General features: G+C 62.3%; 18 protein-coding genes. 5 read left to right on the forward strand and 13 right to left on the reverse strand.

Annotated elements, in window-relative coordinates:
• Window positions 1-245: 245 nt before the first annotated feature.
• Window positions 246-1,346 carry a recombinase RecA gene (gene recA / locus NKI21_RS11780; RefSeq protein ID WP_023810321.1) on the reverse strand — a complete coding sequence of 367 codons (1,101 nt, stop codon included), beginning with the start codon at window positions 1,344-1,346 and terminating at the stop codon, window positions 246-248.
• 280 nt (window positions 1,347-1,626) lie between these two features.
• On the opposite strand from recA, the gene NKI21_RS11785 reads away from it, so the two are divergent.
• Together NKI21_RS11785 and NKI21_RS11790 are read left to right on the forward strand one after the other, a co-directional pair.
• The gene (locus NKI21_RS11785) at window positions 1,627-2,571 is read left to right on the forward strand and encodes a carbohydrate kinase family protein (protein ID WP_352440143.1); all 945 of its coding nucleotides are present in this window, start codon (window positions 1,627-1,629) and stop codon (window positions 2,569-2,571) included.
• 75 nt (window positions 2,572-2,646) lie between these two features.
• Window positions 2,647-3,564, forward strand: a complete 918-nt coding sequence (locus tag NKI21_RS11790) for a pseudouridine-5'-phosphate glycosidase (RefSeq protein WP_352440142.1) — start codon at window positions 2,647-2,649, stop codon at window positions 3,562-3,564.
• A 204-nt stretch (window positions 3,565-3,768) separates the two neighbouring features.
• On the opposite strand, the gene NKI21_RS11795 is transcribed toward NKI21_RS11790, so the two are convergent.
• Window positions 3,769-4,092 (reverse strand): TfoX/Sxy family protein, encoded by a 324-nt coding sequence (locus NKI21_RS11795; protein ID WP_128303267.1) that lies wholly within the window; start codon window positions 4,090-4,092, stop codon window positions 3,769-3,771.
• Window positions 4,093-4,183: 91 nt separating this feature from the next.
• On the opposite strand from NKI21_RS11795, the gene NKI21_RS11800 reads away from it, so the two are divergent.
• Window positions 4,184-4,681, forward strand: coding sequence for a GFA family protein (locus tag NKI21_RS11800; RefSeq protein ID WP_352720364.1), 498 nt, complete (start codon window positions 4,184-4,186; stop codon window positions 4,679-4,681).
• Window positions 4,682-4,934: 253 nt separating this feature from the next.
• Here the strand turns inward: NKI21_RS11800 and sufA are convergent, their stop codons facing one another.
• From sufA to NKI21_RS11845, 9 genes are all read right to left on the reverse strand, one after another.
• The gene (gene sufA, locus NKI21_RS11805) at window positions 4,935-5,315 is read right to left on the reverse strand and encodes a Fe-S cluster assembly scaffold SufA (protein ID WP_023810316.1); all 381 of its coding nucleotides are present in this window, start codon (window positions 5,313-5,315) and stop codon (window positions 4,935-4,937) included.
• A gap of 103 nt (window positions 5,316-5,418) precedes the next feature.
• On the reverse strand, window positions 5,419-5,811 hold the full coding sequence (locus NKI21_RS11810) for an SUF system Fe-S cluster assembly protein (protein ID WP_023810315.1): 393 nt from the start codon (window positions 5,809-5,811) through the stop codon (window positions 5,419-5,421).
• A gap of 21 nt (window positions 5,812-5,832) precedes the next feature.
• Window positions 5,833-7,077, reverse strand: a complete 1,245-nt coding sequence (locus NKI21_RS11815; protein ID WP_352440141.1) for a cysteine desulfurase — start codon at window positions 7,075-7,077, stop codon at window positions 5,833-5,835.
• 4 nt (window positions 7,078-7,081) lie between these two features.
• Window positions 7,082-8,350, reverse strand: coding sequence for a Fe-S cluster assembly protein SufD (gene sufD / locus NKI21_RS11820; protein WP_352720367.1), 1,269 nt, complete (start codon window positions 8,348-8,350; stop codon window positions 7,082-7,084).
• A 19-nt stretch (window positions 8,351-8,369) separates the two neighbouring features.
• Window positions 8,370-9,125 (reverse strand): Fe-S cluster assembly ATPase SufC, encoded by a 756-nt coding sequence (gene sufC, locus NKI21_RS11825; protein ID WP_352720369.1) that lies wholly within the window; start codon window positions 9,123-9,125, stop codon window positions 8,370-8,372.
• A 33-nt stretch (window positions 9,126-9,158) separates the two neighbouring features.
• A complete protein-coding gene (locus NKI21_RS11830) occupies window positions 9,159-9,356 on the reverse strand; it encodes a hypothetical protein (RefSeq protein ID WP_352720371.1) in 198 nt (65 codons plus the stop codon).
• Window positions 9,353-9,595, reverse strand: coding sequence for a hypothetical protein (locus NKI21_RS11835; RefSeq protein ID WP_352720373.1), 243 nt, complete (start codon window positions 9,593-9,595; stop codon window positions 9,353-9,355). The genes NKI21_RS11830 and NKI21_RS11835 overlap by 4 nt, the downstream gene beginning before the upstream one ends.
• Before the next feature lie 8 nt (window positions 9,596-9,603).
• Window positions 9,604-11,121: a Fe-S cluster assembly protein SufB gene (gene sufB / locus NKI21_RS11840; protein ID WP_352865638.1), complete on the reverse strand. Its 1,518-nt coding sequence runs from the start codon at window positions 11,119-11,121 to the stop codon at window positions 9,604-9,606.
• 188 nt (window positions 11,122-11,309) lie between these two features.
• The gene (locus NKI21_RS11845; RefSeq protein ID WP_352673845.1) at window positions 11,310-12,473 is read right to left on the reverse strand and encodes a cysteine desulfurase family protein; all 1,164 of its coding nucleotides are present in this window, start codon (window positions 12,471-12,473) and stop codon (window positions 11,310-11,312) included.
• A gap of 236 nt (window positions 12,474-12,709) precedes the next feature.
• Here NKI21_RS11845 and NKI21_RS11850 point away from each other — a divergent pair, with 236 nt between their 5' ends.
• Both NKI21_RS11850 and NKI21_RS11855 read left to right on the forward strand, forming a co-directional pair.
• A complete protein-coding gene (locus NKI21_RS11850) occupies window positions 12,710-13,384 on the forward strand; it encodes an alpha/beta hydrolase (RefSeq protein WP_023669128.1) in 675 nt (224 codons plus the stop codon).
• 21 nt (window positions 13,385-13,405) lie between these two features.
• The gene (locus tag NKI21_RS11855; protein ID WP_352865641.1) at window positions 13,406-14,056 is read left to right on the forward strand and encodes an FMN-binding negative transcriptional regulator; all 651 of its coding nucleotides are present in this window, start codon (window positions 13,406-13,408) and stop codon (window positions 14,054-14,056) included.
• 11 nt (window positions 14,057-14,067) lie between these two features.
• Here NKI21_RS11855 and NKI21_RS11860 read toward each other — a convergent pair whose 3' ends face one another.
• Together NKI21_RS11860 and NKI21_RS11865 are read right to left on the reverse strand one after the other, a co-directional pair.
• Window positions 14,068-14,898: a phosphatase PAP2 family protein gene (locus NKI21_RS11860; RefSeq protein WP_352865644.1), complete on the reverse strand. Its 831-nt coding sequence runs from the start codon at window positions 14,896-14,898 to the stop codon at window positions 14,068-14,070.
• Window positions 14,899-14,943: 45 nt separating this feature from the next.
• Window positions 14,944-16,587 carry an ArnT family glycosyltransferase gene (locus tag NKI21_RS11865; protein WP_352865647.1) on the reverse strand — a complete coding sequence of 548 codons (1,644 nt, stop codon included), beginning with the start codon at window positions 16,585-16,587 and terminating at the stop codon, window positions 14,944-14,946.
• Between the last annotated feature and the right edge of the window lie 11 nt (window positions 16,588-16,598).

Below are 16,598 nucleotides of genomic sequence, written 5' to 3' on the forward strand. Positions count from 1 at the left end.
GTTTTTAGAAGATTAGGACTTGGCCTTTTAGCCGCCGCGCCTCACCCTGTCCAGAAACACGGAATTGGTCCAATCCACGGCCTTTGCCGGCCATTCGAACCGGCCTGTTTTCGCCGCCAAAACGCAAAACCGCCGGCACTGGGCCGGCGGTTTCGAAACGCAATAACGCGGAACTCAATTACATAAGCCTGAGATAATAGAACGCGATTATGGCCGAACTCCGGCCGGCATCGCGCACGAAGCTGTTACATGGCGCCGGATTCTTCCTCGAAACCGTCGTCTTCGCCGCGCTCAGGGCCGCCATTCTCGAGGAATTTCTCGGCGATCAGCCCGGCATTCTGCCTGATCGACAACTCGATCTCGCGTGCCGTGTCGGGATTGTCACGCAGGAACAGCTTGGCATTTTCGCGGCCCTGGCCGAGACGCTGCGAATTATAAGAAAACCAGGCGCCAGACTTCTCGACAATACCGGCCTTGACCCCGAGATCGACCAGTTCGCCGGTTTTGGAGACGCCCTCACCAAACATGATGTCGAATTCGACCACCTTGAAGGGCGGCGCCAGCTTGTTCTTGACCACCTTGACGCGGGTCTGGTTGCCGACAACCTCATCGCGGTCCTTGATCGAGCCGATGCGGCGGATGTCAAGACGCACCGAAGCGTAGAATTTCAGCGCGTTGCCGCCCGTCGTGGTCTCGGGCGAACCAAACATGACGCCGATCTTCATGCGGATCTGGTTGATGAAGATGACCATGGTGTTGGAGCGCGAGATCGAAGCGGTCAGCTTGCGCAGCGCCTGGCTCATCAAGCGGGCCTGCAGGCCGGGCAGCGAATCGCCCATCTCACCTTCAATTTCGGCGCGTGGCGTCAGCGCCGCGACCGAATCGACCACCAGCACGTCGATGGCGCCGGAGCGCACCAGCGTGTCGCAGATTTCCAGCGCCTGCTCACCGGTGTCCGGCTGCGAGATCAGGAGGTTTTCGAGATCGACGCCAAGCTTGCGGGCATAGACCGGATCGAGCGCATGCTCGGCATCGACGAAGGCGCAGATGCCGCCCTTCTTCTGGGCTTCCGCCACCGTGTGCAGCGCCAGCGTCGTCTTGCCCGAGCTTTCCGGCCCGTAGATCTCGATGATGCGACCGCGCGGCAAGCCACCGACACCAAGCGCGATGTCGAGGCCAAGCGAGCCGGTCGGCACCGTTTCAATCTCGACGACCTGATCGTTGGCGCCGAGCCGCATGATCGAGCCCTTGCCGAAAGCCCGCTCGATCTGCGACAGCGCCGCATCCAGAGCCTTTGATTTGTCCACTGCCTTGTCCTCTACCAGCCGCAAAGAATTCTGAGCCATGATACATCACCCCTTGGTCGTCAATGAAGGCCGGACAATCCGTAATCCCTGCCTATTTGTACCTTTTTTGTTCTCATTTGGCAAGAGGGATCAAATATCTGAAAAACAAACGATATCCGGATTTGTTCTTTTTTTGTCCAAGGATTCGATCAGGGATGCACCACACGTTGGGCCAGACGGCTCGGTTGTTTCGATCTGCCGAATCGCCGCCTTGCATGCGAAGCTCCGTCGCGCAGCCTAGCGCTTGTGCGGCTGGAATAACAAAGGTCATATCGCCGGCATGCTGAAATCCGCGAACATACTGGCCGTAGGCGGCGCCCATATCGACCGGCGCGGCCAGGTGTCCGGCGCTTACGTGCCGGCTGCCTCCAATCCCGGCACGATGCGCGAGGATGTCGGCGGCGGGGTCTTCAACGCTTTGCGCAGTGCGGTTCGGCGCGGCGTCTCCGCGTCGCTCATGTCGGTTCGCGGCGGCGATGCCGCTGCCGACACCGTTTCGCGGGCCATTGCCGAGGCAGGCATTACCGACCTGTCGGCGGTCTTCCTCGACCGCACAACGCCGAGCTACACGGCGCTGATCGACAGCGAAGGCGAGCTGATCGTCGGCTTTGCCGACATGGCGCTCTATGATTTGGCGTTTCCCAAGCAGATCAGGCGCTCCAAGGTGCGGGAGGTGATCGCTGCCGCCGATGCCGTTTTCTGCGACGCCAACCTGCCGACGACGGCACTGGAGCGGCTGGTTTCGCTCACCGCCGGCAAGCCAGTCTTCGCCATTGCAATTTCGCCTGCCAAGGTAACGCGGCTGATACCGGTGCTGAAGGAGCTCTCGCTGGTCTTCATGAACCGGCGCGAGGCCATGGTGCTGGCCGGCGTCGCCGCGAACGCCACGGAGCGCGAGGTCGTCGACGGGTTGCGATGCAGCGGCCTCATCAGCGGCGTGGTGACGGCGGGCAGCGAGCCCATGCTGGGCTTCGATGAAGCCGGCGCCTTCTCGATCCTGCCGCCGCCGCCAAGAAAGGTCGCTGACGTCACCGGGGCCGGCGATGCCCTGGCGGGCGCAACGGTCGCTGCTTTGCTGCGCGGACTGCCCCTGCGGTCAGCACTGCGCGAAGGCATTGCCGGGGCGACGCTTGCCATCGAAAGCGCCAACGCCGTTCCGGAGTTCACCGCGGCTGATTTCACTGAGGCATTGGCTCTTGTGCCGGATGCCAGGGAAGTGGCATGAGACCGGCGAATTCATAGTGCCGCGATGTTGCCTGGTGTCCCGACGGACGCGCGGCATTCCGGATTGGAGACCCTGATGACCCCTGAGACCGCCGGCCCCTTCATCGATATCCACGCGCCGGTGGCGCAGGCCCTGGCGGCCGGCCGGCCGGTGGTGGCGCTGGAAAGCACCATCATCACCCATGGCATGCCCTACCCCGACAATGGCGCCATGGCGGCCGATGTCGAAAAGATCATCACCGATGGCGGCGCCGTGCCGGCGACCATCGCCGTGGTTGGCGGCCGCATCAAGATCGGGCTTTCGGACGGCGAGCGCGAATCGCTGGCGATGACGGGCGACGCCATGAAGCTGTCGCGCGCCGATCTCGGTTTTGCCGTGGCGCAAGGGCGCACCGGTGGCACCACGGTCGCCGCCACGATGATCGCGGCGCATATGGTCGGCATAAAAGTGTTCGCCACCGGCGGCATTGGCGGCGTGCACAAGGGCGCCGAAAAGAGTTTTGACATTTCCGCCGATCTCGACGAGCTGGCGCGCACCCCGGTCATCGTCGTCTCGGCCGGCGCCAAGGCGATCCTCGACATCGAAAAGACGCTGGAGGTGCTGGAGACGCGCGGCGTGCCGGTGATCGGCCATGGCTGCGAGACGATGCCAGCCTTCTGGTCGCGACATTCGCCATTCCGCGCGCCGCTGACCTTGCACGAGCCGGAAGAGATCGCGCATTTCTACCAGACGAGGGCAGCGCTGGGGCTCGCCGGCGGCATGCTGATCGCCAATCCTGTGCCGGAAAACCATGAAATCCCGGCTGAGGAGATGGCGGGCTATATCGACGCCGCGCAGAAGGCCGCAGAAGCGCTCAACGTGACCGGCAAGGCGGTGACACCCTTCCTGCTGTCGAAAATCCTCGAACTGACCGGCGGCAGGAGCCTCAAGACCAACATCGCGCTGGTGGAAAACAACGCGCGGCTGGCGGCACGGATTGCGAAGGCGTTGTAGGCCAACGTCGGCGGGACAGCACCCCCTCTGTCCTGCCGGACATCTCCCCCGCAAGGGGGGAGATCGAATGTCGTCAACGCCTCTGCCAATCTTCAACGTTGAAAAAAGCAGGCAGACGGTGAAACCGCCAATCTCCCCCCTTGCGGGGGAGATGGCCGGCAGGCCAGAGGGGGGTGGTGTCCCTCGACCGTCCCAAGGCTGGCATCACTTCCCCGCCCGCCGTCCAGCCGCATACGCCCGCCGTACCCAGGCCGCCATCTCGTCGGGATCATCGAAAGCGCTGTCGGGAACGCCCCAGTAGGGCATGGCGACCAGCTTGCCGTGGCGCGAGCCGGTATAGGTCCATTGCGTGCAGCCGGCGGCCTCGAACTCGGGCGCGCTTTGCTCGTCGGCCTTCAGCATCAACTCACCGCGCAGCACGATGGCGACGATGACACCGTCGAAATAGATGCCCTTGCCGCCGAACAGTTTGCGGATGCTGACAGGGCCGAGGCCCTCGAACAGTTCGGCGATGCGTTCATTGTCCATGCCGCGATCATGTCACCGGCGTTTGGCCTTGTCATCGCCGCAACCAAAATCATGCTGACAGGTTGTGTGAGGTCGATCGGAGTTTCCCGCCATGCCCGTCCTGCTCAAAGGGTCCTGCCGCTGCAATGCCGTGCGTTTCGAGGTGGAGAGCCACACGCCGGCGCCATTCATGCTGTGCTACTGTTCGATCTGCCGCAAGCAGCAGGGCGGTGGCGGGTTTGCCATCAATCTCGGTGCGGACAACGAAACACTGAACATCAGGGGCAAGCGCAGCCTCGGCGTCTTTCGGGCGGAGATCGAGGATGACGAGCATCCGCATTGCGAAATCTCGACCGGCGAGCGCAATTTCTGCAAGAAATGCGGGGCGGCCCTTTGGCTCTACGACCCGACATGGCCGGAACTGGTGCATCCCTTCGCCTCGGCGGTCGACAGCGATTTACCCATTCCGCCAAGCAAGGTGCACCTGATGCTGAAATACAAGGCGAACTGGGTGGAGCCGGAGGTTGGCAAGCATGACAAGGTCTTCGACGTCTATCCCGAGGAATCGATCGTCGACTGGCACAAGCGGACGGGCATGTGGGTGGATTAGCGTCCTTCACCTCGTTTACGGCGGGGCGATTGCATATGGGTTTTTACGAAGAGGACCCCCACCCTAACCCTCCCCACAAGGGGGAGGGAACGCTGCCGCGCGCCATCCTTTTGGCGTCGAAACCTCGGGGATTTGCGGAATCAGCGCCTACCGAGTCTCCCTCCCCCTTGTGGGGAGGGATTAAGGGTGGGGGTATTCGTAGAGCGCAAGCCAGTCATATGCGATCACCCCTGCCGCTTACGGGGCTGGAAGATCAGGCCGAGGCGCGTGCTTCTGCCAGCGCCTTGAGGTCCGCCGGCTTCAACTCGACGGACTCACCGCAGCCGCAGGCCGAACTCTGATTCGGATTGCGGAATGTGAAGCCGGTGCGAAGCGTCGTCTGCTCGAAATCCATCTCGGTGCCGAACAGGAATAGCGCTGCCTCGGGCGCCACATAGACATGCGCGCCATCGCGCTCGATATGGTCGTCCTTGGTGTTGGGCTCGGTCACCAGATCGACCGTATATTCCATGCCGGCGCAGCCGCCCTTCTTGATGCCGAGGCGGATGCCGTGCGCGTTGTCGCGGGTGGCGACGATCTCGCGCACCCGGTCGGCGGCCTTTTCGGTCATCGTGATGACGGCGAAGCGTCCCATTCTTTTTCCTTCCATTCCATGCAGGTTCAAGGCCTGCCGAATGATTCCTCACCTAAAATGGTGAAGTTTTATCCCTGGCGCAAGTGCACCAGCCTCTGTCGGGCTAGTACCAACCCACCGCCACCTGCGCCTCTTCCGACATGCGGTCGGCCGACCATGGCGGGTCGAAAGTCATGTTGACCTCGACGCCGGACACGCCTTCGACGGCGCCGACGGCATTCTCCACCCAGCCGGGCATTTCGCCGGCGACCGGGCAGCCCGGAGCGGTCAGCGTCATGTCGATCTTGACCGAGCGATTGTCCTCGATGTCGATCTTGTAGATCAGGCCGAGCTCGTAGATATCGGCTGGGATTTCCGGATCGTAGACGGTCTTCAGCGCCGAGACGATGTCGTCGGTCAGCCGCGCCAGCTCGTCGGCTGGAATGGCCGATCCCGAAACCAGCGCATTGGGCGCGGTTTCCGGAATGGTCTCGGCAGCGATGCTTGCATCATCCATGGTCGTCACCCAAAAAAATCATCATCCGAAGAATTTGCGCGCTTTTTCGAGCGCCTCGGCCAAAGCGTCGACTTCGGCCCTGGTATTATACATGCCGAACGATGCCCTGCATGTGGAGGTTACGCCGAACCGTTTCAACAGCGGCTGGGCGCAATGGGTGCCGGCGCGGACAGCAACGCCCTGCCTGTCGATCACCATCGACACGTCATGCGCATGAATGCCTTGCAGTTCAAACGAGATGATGGCGCCCTTGCCAGGCGCATCGCCGAAGATGCGCAGCGAATTGATGGCGCGCAGCCGCTCATGCGCGTAATTCTTGAGATCTTCCTCATGCGCGGCGATGCGCTCGCGGCCGATTTTTTCCATATAGTCGAGCGCAGCACCCAGCCCGATCGCCTGGACGATCGGCGGCGTGCCGGCTTCGAAACGGTGGGGCGGCTCGTTGTAGGTGACGATGTCTTCCGTCACCTCCTCGATCATCTCGCCGCCGCCCATGAAGGGCCGCATGCCAGCGAGAATGTCCTTCTTGCCGTAGAGCACGCCGATGCCCGAGGGGCCGTAGACCTTGTGGCCGGTGAAGACGAAGAAGTCGCAGTCGAGATCCTGCACATCGATCGGCATATGCACGGCGCTCTGGCTGCCGTCGACCAGCACGGGAATTCCACGCGAATGCGCAATGCGCACGATCTCCTTGATCGGCGTCACCGTGCCCAGCGCATTCGACATCTGCGTGATGGCGATCAGCTTGGTGCGATCGGTCAACCGCTTCTCGAATTCCTCGATGTGGAAGACGCCGAGATCGTCGACCGGCACCCAAACGAGTTTCGCGCCCTGCCGCTCGCGGATGAAATGCCAGGGAACGATGTTAGAGTGGTGCTCCATGATCGACAGCACGATCTCGTCGCCCTCGCCGATGTTGGGCATGCCATAGCCATAGGCGACGGTATTGATGGCCGACGTCGTGTTCGAGGTGAAGACGATGTTGTCGGTGCTCGGCGCATTGAGGAAACGGCGCACCGTTTCCCGCGCCTTTTCATATGCGTCGGTCGCCGCATTGGAGAGGAAGTGCAGGCCGCGATGGACGTTGGCATATTCCTGAGAATAGGCGTGCTGGATGGCGTCGAGCACCGCCTGCGGCTTCTGTGCCGAGGCGCCATTGTCGAGATAGACCAGCGGCTTGCCATAGACTTCCCGCGACAGGATCGGGAAATCGCGGCGGATCGCTTCGACGTCGTAGAAATCTCCGATCTTGCCTGGAGCGTTCATCAGGTCACCCGTGTGCCACGAACCAGTCGTCGAGCCGCGCTTCCAGCGCCTCGACGATCGCCTCGTCGTCCAGTTCCTCGATCACCTCCGCGACGAAGGCCTTCACGAGCAACCCCCGCGCGCTTTTCTCGTCGACGCCGCGCGCCATCAGGTAGAACAGATGGTTGTGGTCGATCTCGGTCACCGTCGCGCCGTGGCCGCAAATCACGTCGTCGGCGAAGATTTCAAGCTCGGGCTTGGTCGAGAACTCGCCATCGTCCGACAGCAACAGCGTGTTGCAGGCCATCTTCGCGTTGGTCTTCTGCGCATATTGATGGACGTTGATGCGGCCCTGGAACACACCGCGCGCCTTGCCCGTCACCACATTGCGGATCACTTCCGTAGAGGTCGTGTGCGGCACGGCGTGGTCGAGCACCATGGTCACGTCGGTGTGGGTGTCGCCGGCCAGCAGGTTGATGCCGCGAAGCTTGAAATCGGCGCCTTCGCCAGTCGTCCTGACCATGATCTCCTGGCGCACGAGCTTGCCGCCGGCGTTCATGACGAACAGCGTCAGTTTCGCATTCTTGCCGATATGGGCCTTGAACTGCGCCAGATGCGTCGCCGTTTCCGGCTGCTCCTGGACGACCAGCCACGTTACCTCGGCGCCCTCGTCGAGCACGATCTGACTTACCGAGCTGCTCAAGGCAGCGCCATCACCCGTCTGCCGTTCGACGATGACGGCCTTGGCGCTGGCGCCGACGCGCACGGGCAGGCGCACATGCGTCTGGCCGCCAGCCTGCAGGTTCTGCAGTTCGATCGGCTTTTCAAGTTCCACACCATCGGCGATGTCGACAAAATACCCGTCGGCGACGAAAGCCGTGTTCAGCGCGCCGATCGCGTCGTCGCTGCCATAGGGATCGAGCCCCGGTGCGATGCTGCCGTCGATCAGCTTTTCCGAAAGGCGCTGGAAGGTGACGCCTTCAAGGACAGGCACCTTGGCGTCGGACTTGCCGTTCAGGATCGACACCACGGCGGAACCTTCGACGATCGGTGCGATGGCTTTGGCCATGGCGGCCGGGTCGAAGTCCGGCACGGTATTCAGCAACCGGCGCAGGTCGGTATAGTGCCAGGATTCGACACGCCGCGTCGGCAGGCCGTGCTTGATCGTCTCGATGGCGTCGTCGCGCTTCAGCATCACCGCGCCGTCGCCCGGCAGCAGCGACAATCGGTCGCCGAACGCGTCGATCAACGCTGTCTCGGCCGGTGTTCGCTGCGGTTGTGCGTGCATATTCATCAAACTGCCCTCTGGCATCTCACGCTGCTTCGCCGATCACGCCGGCATAGCCATTGGCTTCCAAATCGAGCGCCAGCGACTTGTCGCCTGACTTGATGACCTGGCCTTTGTAGAGCACGTGCACGGTGTCGGGCACGATGTGCTCAAGCAGGCGCTGGTAGTGGGTGATGACCAGGAACGCCCGGTCCGGCGCGCGCAGCGCGTTGACGCCGTCGGACACGATCTTCAGCGCATCGATGTCGAGGCCGGAATCGGTCTCGTCGAGCACGCACAATTTCGGCTCCAGCAGCTTCATCTGCAGGATCTCGGCGCGCTTCTTCTCGCCGCCGGAGAAGCCGACATTGAGCGGCCGCTTGAGCATCGCCATGTCCATGCTGAGCGAGGCGGCGGCTTCCTTCACGCGCTTCAGGAATTCCGGGATCTTCAGCGGCTCCTCGCCACGTGCCTTGCGCTGCTCGTTCATCGCCACTTTCAGGAATTCCATGGTCGCGACGCCCGGTATCTCCATCGGATACTGGAAGGCGAGGAAGATGCCTGACGTGGCGCGCTCGGCCGGATCCATTTCGAGGATCGATTGGCCGTTGTAGAGGATGTCGCCTTCGGTCACTTCATAGTCCTCGCGGCCGGCGAGAATGTAGGACAGCGTCGATTTTCCCGAGCCGTTCGGCCCCATGATCGCGGCGACCTCGCCGGCTTGCACCGTCAGGGTCAAGCCGCGGATGATTTCGGTGCCGTCATCGACGATGCGGGCGTGCAGGTTTCTGATTTCAAGCATTTCTATTCGTCCTGTCCGTAGCCGTCTGCCCGGCTAAACTCGATTTAACAACTGCTTCAGGGCTTCCCAAAGCCCGGGCCAAAAGCCATCCGGCGAATAGGCGGCGACGAGCCAAGCAACGCCCATCGCGCCCAACCACAACGCCAGTTCCAGACCCGCAGACCAACCGTTCATCCGATCCCGCAGATAGACGTGCTTTTCTGTGGATTCGCGTTTGGGCGGCTTTGTCACCCCACGCTCCCGCCATCAGCTCTGCTCGGTGTCCTCGGTTTCATCCGGCCAATGTAACGGAACAGAACAAGGGCAGCAAAAAAGCAAAAAGCACCCATGGCGGAAACAAAGGCGCCAGCCTGCTTCAAACCCGAAAAACCCCAGATAGAACCAAAAAGCGCCACCACCGCGCCTGCGATCGCCAGAAACAGCGCTATCGCCAATGAGCCTACCAATACGTTTCCGAAGGCCTTCAGCATTTTCTCAGTTACCCAACGCTACCTTCCAGCGAAATACCGATCAGCTTCTGCGCTTCGACCGCGAATTCCATCGGCAGTTGCTGGATGACGTCCTTGACGAAGCCGTTGACGATCAGCGCGATCGCTTCCTCTTCGGGAATGCCGCGCTGCATGACGTAGAATTTCTGGTCCTCGGAAATCTTCGACGTCGTCGCTTCGTGCTCGAACTGCGCCGTCGAATTCTTGGCTTCCATGTAGGGCACGGTGTGCGCGCCGCACTGGTCGCCGATCAGCAGACTGTCGCAGTTGGTGAAGTTGCGGGCGTTGGTCGCCTTGCGATGCGCCGAGACCTGGCCGCGATAGGTGTTCTGCGAGAAGCCGGCGGCGATGCCCTTGGAGATGATGCGGCTCGACGTGTTCCTGCCGAGATGGATCATCTTGGTGCCGCTGTCGACCTGCTGATAGCCGTTCGACACGGCGATCGAATAGAACTCGCCTTGGGAATCGTCGCCGCGCAGGATGCAGCTCGGATATTTCCAGGTGATCGCCGAGCCGGTCTCGACCTGCGTCCACGAAATCTTGGAGCGGTCGCCACGGCAGTCGCCGCGCTTGGTGACGAAGTTGTAGATGCCGCCCTTGCCCTCGGCGTCGCCGGGATACCAGTTCTGCACCGTCGAATATTTGATCTCGGCATCGTCGAGCGCCACCAGTTCGACCACCGCGGCGTGCAACTGGTTCTCGTCGCGCTGCGGCGCCGTGCAGCCCTCGAGATAGGAGACGTAGGCCCTCTCCTCGGCGATGATCAGCGTGCGCTCGAACTGGCCGGTGTTCTTCTCGTTCATGCGGAAATAGGTCGACAGCTCCATCGGGCAGCGCACGCCCTTGGGCACGAAGACGAACGAGCCGTCGGTGAAGACAGCCGAATTCAGCGTGGCGTAGTAATTGTCGGAGGTCGGCACGACCGAGCCGAGATACTTTTTCACCAGTTCCGGATGCTCGCGGATGGCTTCCGAGATCGAACAGAAAATGACGCCGGCCTGCGCCAGCTCCTTCTTGAAAGTGGTGACGACCGAGACGGAATCGAACACGGCGTCGACAGCGACGCGGCCCGACTTGTAGACGTTATCGCTGACCTCCTCGAGCTCCGAGGCATCGGTCTTCTGCACACCGGCAAGGATTTCCTGCTCCCGCAGCGGAATGCCGAGCTTTTCGTAGACCTTCAAGAGTTCGGGATCGACATCGCTGAGCGAGGTCGGGCCGGGCGTGCTCTTGGGCGCCGCATAGAAATAGATGTCCTGGAAATCGATCTTCGGATAGTGGACGCGCGCCCAGGTCGGCTCGTCAAGCGTCAGCCAGCGGCGATACGCTTCCAGACGCCATTCCAGCATCCAGGACGGCTCGTCCTTCTTGGCCGAAATGAAACGGATGATGTCTTCGCTGAGGCCCTTGGGGGCCTTGTCCATCGCGATTTCGGTCTGGAATCCGTATTTGTATTGGTCGACGTCGATCTTTCGGACCCGATCGATCGTGTCCTGCACAGCAGGCATATGCGTTCTCCATCCACGCCGGGGTCAAGGCCCGACAGTTTTCAAACTATGGCACCGCCAAAATTGAACGCCAAAGAAGCGCTCGCGGCAGCGTAAGTTTCATATAGTGCGCTTCGACCGGAAATTCACCCGGCCAGCATGAAACGCACGGCTCTACCAGGCCGAAAGGCCCGAAATTGTCCAACCGCTCACGCGGCCTTTTCCCTATCCGCCCTGCGTGCAGCGATTCCCGTCAGCGCAACGCGAAACAACTCGATGTCTTCCGCGCCGGTCGCAGGCCCGATCGACACGCGCAAGGCGCCGAGGCTGTCACCGTATCCCATGGCTTTCAGCACATGGCTCGGTCCGACCTTGCCCGACGAACAGGCGGAGCCGGCCGACAGCGCTACACCGGCCAGATCGAAGGCGATCTGCGCGGTTTCGGCTTTGACGCCCGCAATAACGAAGAATGCCGTATTGGCAAGCCTTGGCGCACCGGTTCCGAAGATTTCCGCGTCCGGCACCAGCGATTTGACGATGGCCTCGACTTCGTCGCGGCGCTGGCGCACCGCATCCATTGCCAGCAATCCGGCCAGGGCCTCGCGGGCGGCCGCGCCAAAACCGGCAATGGCAGCGAGGTTTTCGGTGCCGCCGCGATGGCCCTTCTCCTGGCCGCCGCCATTGATCAACGGCTTCGGCATCATCAGATCCGAAGCGGCGACAATGGCGCCGACGCCCTTGGGGCCACCGATCTTGTGCGAGGACAGAATCAGATAATCGGCGTAACCAGCTGATAGATCGATCGAAACACGCCCGGCGGCCTGCACGGCGTCGACAATGAGGATACCGCCCGCCGCCTTGACAATCCCGGCGATGCGATCGATCGGCTGGATGACGCCGGTTTCGTTGTTGGCGGCGTGGATGGCGACCAGCGGCAGGCCTTCGCTCTTGTCATGACCGCCGAGCGCCGACTCCAAGGCGCCGAGATCGGCGATGCCGTTGGCGTCGACGCCGATCCGGGTGAGCTGCGCTGCCGGGAAGTGTCCGCCGTTCAACAGGCAGGGATGATCGGCCTCGGACACATAAAGTCGGCTCATGCGCACGGTGCCGCGCCCCATCCGCCAGTCGGGTGACAGCAGCGTCGAGGCTGCTTCCGTCGCACCGGAGGTGAACACGACATGCTCGGGCTTGGCGTTGACCAGTGCAGCAACATCACGCCTGGCGGTTTCGATCATACGGCGGGCCGCCCGCCCCTCGGCGTGAACCGATGACGGATTGGCGGCGACGTCAAGCGCCCCGACCATAGCTTCGCGGGCCGCGGCAAGCAGCGGCGCACTGGCATTATAATCGAGATAGGCGCGTTTTGCGGCCATTTTCGTCCGTCAAGTCCCGTCAGAAGCCATTCCGATGTCGTATGGCGTTATTTCCTTGAAATTCCAAGGCGAGCCGTCCTATTTACGCGGCTTGCGGCGCGGGTGGCCGGGCTCAATGTCTTGCCACCCAGTTTTGAACAATTCTAAACTAGCTTCTAAGAAGACGCTCGCCCTGCGTCAAGGCCAGAGGAAACGTTCCAGGCACCGCGCGTTCGTATTACCAAGTGGAGTATTTTATGCCTGAGGTCATTTTCACCGGTCCTGCCGGCCGCCTGGAGGGTCGCTATCAGCCTTCCAAGGAAAAAAGCGCGCCGATTGCCATCGTCCTGCACCCGCATCCGCAATTCGGCGGCACGATGAACAACAAGATCGTCTACGACCTCTTCTACATGTTCCAGAAGCGGGATTTCACCACGCTGCGCTTCAATTTCCGCGGCATCGGCCGCAGCCAGGGCGAGTTCGACCACGGCACCGGCGAGTTGTCGGATGCCGCCGCGGCGCTGGATTGGGTGCAGTCGCTGCATCCGGATTCCAAGAGTTGCTGGGTCGCCGGGTACTCCTTCGGCTCCTGGATCGGCATGCAGCTTCTGATGCGCCGGCCGGAAATCGAAGGCTTCATCTCGATCGCGCCGCAGCCCAACACCTATGATTTCTCGTTCCTGGCGCCCTGCCCGTCATCGGGCCTGATCATCCATGGCGATGCCGACAAGGTGGCGCCGCCGAAGGATGTGCAGGGCCTGGTCGACAAGCTGCACACGCAGAAGGGCATCACCATCACGCAAAAGACGTTGCCCGGCGCCAACCATTTCTTCGCCAACGATGCCGACCTGCTGCTCGAGGAATGCGCCGACTATCTCGACCGCCGGCTGGCCGGCGAATTGTCGGATCCGCGTCCGAAGCGGCTGAGATAAACAAGAAAAGAACGGACGGCGATGTACGAGCCTCCTCATTTCAGGGAAACGCGGCCGGAAATCCTGCACGGGCTGATCCGGACGCATCCGCTGGGCCTGTTGATTTCCAACGGGTCCGATGGGCCGGTCGCCAACGCTGTCCCGTTCCTGCTCGACGCGGAAATCGGGCCTAACGGCAGGCTGCGCGCCCATCTGGCGCGGGCCAACCCGCAATGGCGCCTGCTGGCCGACAATCCGGCTTCACCGGTATTGATCGTCTTCCACGGCAGCGATGCCTATGTGACGCCGTCCTGGTACGAGACCAAGCGCGAGACCGGCAAGGTGGTGCCGACCTGGAATTATGCCATCGTGCAGGTTCGCGGCACAGTCAAGGTGATGGATGACCAGGACTGGCTGGCGCAGCAGATCGCCGATCTGACGGCGTCGCAGGAAGGCGCTCGCCAAGCGCCCTGGGCAGTGACCGACGCGCCGGAGCCGTTCATCCAGTCGCAGATCAAAGGCATTATCGGGCTGGAAATCGAGATCAGCGAAATCCACGGCAAGTGGAAGGTCAGCCAGAACCGGCCGGTCGCCGATCGCGTCGGCGTTGCACAGGGGCTGGAAAGCGAAGACCACCAGTCGCCCGGCATGGCCGGCCTGGTCAGATCCTATGGCGGGCTGGACGGCAACTGAACTTCGAATGCTCAGGAAGCCTTCCTTCTCCGCCCAATCAGCCAAAACGTTGTCTTGCGGACCGGCAGTCCCGAAGGCATCGGCCGGAAGATGAAGCCGAGCCGGGCAAAGACCAGCCCGCAGGCCAGCGCGAAACCGCAGCCAAGGCCGAAGCCGGCGACGGTGTCGCTGGGATAGTGCGCGCCAACGAAGATACGGGTCGAGGCGATGCAGGCAGTGATCGCCAGGGCGATGTACCAGCGCCGCGGAAACAACAGCAAAGCGACCCCGAACACCGCGCCCATCGTCGTACCATGGCCGGATGGAAAGCCGGCGAAGCGCGCATCGAAAGCGAAGGGGTGCAGGGTAAGCACGCCAAAGTCCTCGTAATAGAGCGGGCGAGCCCGGCCAATCGCATATTTCAGCACATTGACGGCGATTCCCGACAGGCCGGTGGCGCACAGCACCAGAAAAGCCAGGCAGGTCCAGTTGTAGAGGAGCATCAGCGAGCGCCGGGAGAGGCTTCGCCAATCCGTCAGGTTCGCGGCGACAAGCAGAAGCGCCGACGGAATGAGATACCAGCCACCCAGGCCGAACTGGGTGAAAAAGTCGGCAGTCCGGGCAAATTCCGCCGACCACTTGCCGTGAAGCATTCCGGCCGGGGTGTCGAGACGAACAAACGCCGCCGCCGTCAGCAAAATCCACACCAGCACCCAGACCGACCACAAAACGTTCGGGTATCTGGCCGGACGGGTGGCAAGGCGGCTTTTGGCGATCTGCATCGTATCGCGAAAATTGTCGAGCGACCGGCGCCCTACCCCAAGGAGCAGGCTCGAAACGGGCGGGCGTGATTTCACCAGCATAGGAAATTCGACCCTATTGTTGCCGTCATGGGCATCGGCGAGCCGTCACTGGGTTACACGATAGAGGCCGAGCGACAGCTTGTCTCCCGATGAATAGTTGAGGCCGTCGACCTCGGCAACGCGGTTCGCCGACTTGCCTTGCGCCGCCAGCAGCCCATTCAGTTTCTGCTCGTCGCCGACCTGCGCCAGCGCCAGGGCGCAGGCAGGATCGCCGAGCAGATGCTTGGCGACGCCATCGACATCGGTCAGGACGGTCTTGGTGCCGACCAGGAACACCAGGCTCGGCTCGTGATATTCCGCCGAAGCGAGCACCGTGGTGTCGCAAGGCCTGTTGGCCTGGAACGCCGCCTCGATCGCCGGGCTCAGCCAGATCGGCTTCAGCGAAGGCGCGATGACGCCGAACAACAGCCCATAGGTGATGCCCGCGCAAGCCGCGACGGCGCCGATGCGAGGAAGCGGAACCTGCAACTCCCGCGAGGAGGCAAGATAGCCCGCCCCCAGTGCTGCCGCGGCTGCCGGAATGCTCCACCAGGAGAAGGCGCCGGTGAGATAGATCGGCGCTCCGACGCAGACCGCCGCCAGGCCAAGGCTGACCACGGCAAGACCGAATGCGGTCGACCACCACAACCAATCCTGCCAGCGCCTGAGCGGCGCATTCGCCTCCTGCGGCGGCAAGGTCAGCAGCCAGCCGATCAGCAGCGCCATGCCGGGATAGGCCGGCAGGACATAGTGGGGCAGCTTGGTCGGGATCAGCTCGAACACCAGCCAGAACGGAATGTACCAGGCGAGGCAGAAACGCAGCCGGGGATCGTCGCGCAGACGGTTGAGGGCCTGCAGCCCGGCGCCGACCGCGATCAGACCGAACGGCCACATGAACAAGGAATAGGTCAGCATGTAGAAGCCCGGCGGCAGGCCGTGCGATTCCTCGCCCGAGGCGACCTTGGCCATCATGTCCTTGCCGACGGCATCACTGAGGAAGGCGCCGCCGCTCTTCCAGGTGATGAGGGCGACCCAGGGCAGCACGATGAGCAGCACCAGGGCGACACCGCGCACGAGCTTCAGCTTCAGGAGCCAGCGCCAGTCGCGCTCGAAGGCAAACAGGGCGGCGACCGTCAGCACCGACAGGAGCGGAGCCACCGGCCCCTTGATAAGGATTCCCAGGCCTTGAGCCGCCCAGAAGATCCACGGCAAATGGGCGGCCACCGGTTCGTTGCGGCGCGATGCCAGATAAATCTGGGCGAGCGCGCCTTGCGCCGCCACGCAGCAGGCCAGCAGCATGGCGTCGGTCTTGGCGTCACGGCCCTCGAAGGCTGTGGCGAAGATAGCCGCCATCATCAGGCCGGCGGCGAGACCGGCATTGGCCCCGAACAGCTTGGTGCCTGTCCAGGCAATGCCGACGACGGCCAAGGCAATGCCAAGCATGGAGACCAGGCGGTAGACCCAGATCGGCGCCGCCGCCCCCTCGCCGCTCAGCGCCACGGCCGCCGATTGCAGCCAGTAGATGCCGATCGGCTTCTTGTAGCGCGAGGCATCCTGAAAACGGATGTCGACATAGTCGGAGGTTTCGACCATCTGCTTGGTGGCCTGGACAAAACGGGATTCGTCCCGGTCGACGGGTGGAAGGCTCGCCAGTCCACTGAAAGTCATCAGCACGCTGAACAGAAAAAGAAAAAGATAGTTCCTGTTCATCGCGGAGCTTT

The sequence above is a fragment of the Mesorhizobium sp. M0715 genome (genome assembly GCF_040320355.1).
In the GTDB taxonomy this organism is placed as follows: domain Bacteria; phylum Pseudomonadota; class Alphaproteobacteria; order Rhizobiales; family Rhizobiaceae; genus Mesorhizobium.

What these genes read in the sequence shown, in the direction of transcription:
- NKI21_RS11810 (WP_023810315.1), bottom strand. Translation starts at nt 5,811, where the DNA reads ATGGATGATGCAAGCATCGCTGCCGAGACCATTCCGGAAACCGCGCCC.
- sufD (WP_352720367.1), bottom strand. Translation starts at nt 8,350, where the DNA reads ATGAATATGCACGCACAACCGCAGCGAACACCGGCCGAGACAGCGTTG.
- NKI21_RS11850 (WP_023669128.1), top strand. Translation starts at nt 12,710, where the DNA reads ATGCCTGAGGTCATTTTCACCGGTCCTGCCGGCCGCCTGGAGGGTCGC.
- NKI21_RS11860 (WP_352865644.1), bottom strand. Translation starts at nt 14,898, where the DNA reads ATGCTGGTGAAATCACGCCCGCCCGTTTCGAGCCTGCTCCTTGGGGTA.
- NKI21_RS11815 (WP_352440141.1), bottom strand. Translation starts at nt 7,077, where the DNA reads ATGAACGCTCCAGGCAAGATCGGAGATTTCTACGACGTCGAAGCGATC.
- sufB (WP_352865638.1), bottom strand. Translation starts at nt 11,121, where the DNA reads ATGCCTGCTGTGCAGGACACGATCGATCGGGTCCGAAAGATCGACGTC.
- sufC (WP_352720369.1), bottom strand. Translation starts at nt 9,125, where the DNA reads ATGCTTGAAATCAGAAACCTGCACGCCCGCATCGTCGATGACGGCACC.
- sufA (WP_023810316.1), bottom strand. Translation starts at nt 5,315, where the DNA reads ATGGGACGCTTCGCCGTCATCACGATGACCGAAAAGGCCGCCGACCGG.
- NKI21_RS11835 (WP_352720373.1), bottom strand. Translation starts at nt 9,595, where the DNA reads ATGCTGAAGGCCTTCGGAAACGTATTGGTAGGCTCATTGGCGATAGCG.
- NKI21_RS11785 (WP_352440143.1), top strand. Translation starts at nt 1,627, where the DNA reads ATGCTGAAATCCGCGAACATACTGGCCGTAGGCGGCGCCCATATCGAC.
- NKI21_RS11865 (WP_352865647.1), bottom strand. Translation starts at nt 16,587, where the DNA reads ATGAACAGGAACTATCTTTTTCTTTTTCTGTTCAGCGTGCTGATGACT.
- NKI21_RS11845 (WP_352673845.1), bottom strand. Translation starts at nt 12,473, where the DNA reads ATGGCCGCAAAACGCGCCTATCTCGATTATAATGCCAGTGCGCCGCTG.
- NKI21_RS11800 (WP_352720364.1), top strand. Translation starts at nt 4,184, where the DNA reads ATGCCCGTCCTGCTCAAAGGGTCCTGCCGCTGCAATGCCGTGCGTTTC.
- NKI21_RS11795 (WP_128303267.1), bottom strand. Translation starts at nt 4,092, where the DNA reads ATGGACAATGAACGCATCGCCGAACTGTTCGAGGGCCTCGGCCCTGTC.
- NKI21_RS11855 (WP_352865641.1), top strand. Translation starts at nt 13,406, where the DNA reads ATGTACGAGCCTCCTCATTTCAGGGAAACGCGGCCGGAAATCCTGCAC.
- recA (WP_023810321.1), bottom strand. Translation starts at nt 1,346, where the DNA reads ATGGCTCAGAATTCTTTGCGGCTGGTAGAGGACAAGGCAGTGGACAAA.
- NKI21_RS11790 (WP_352440142.1), top strand. Translation starts at nt 2,647, where the DNA reads ATGACCCCTGAGACCGCCGGCCCCTTCATCGATATCCACGCGCCGGTG.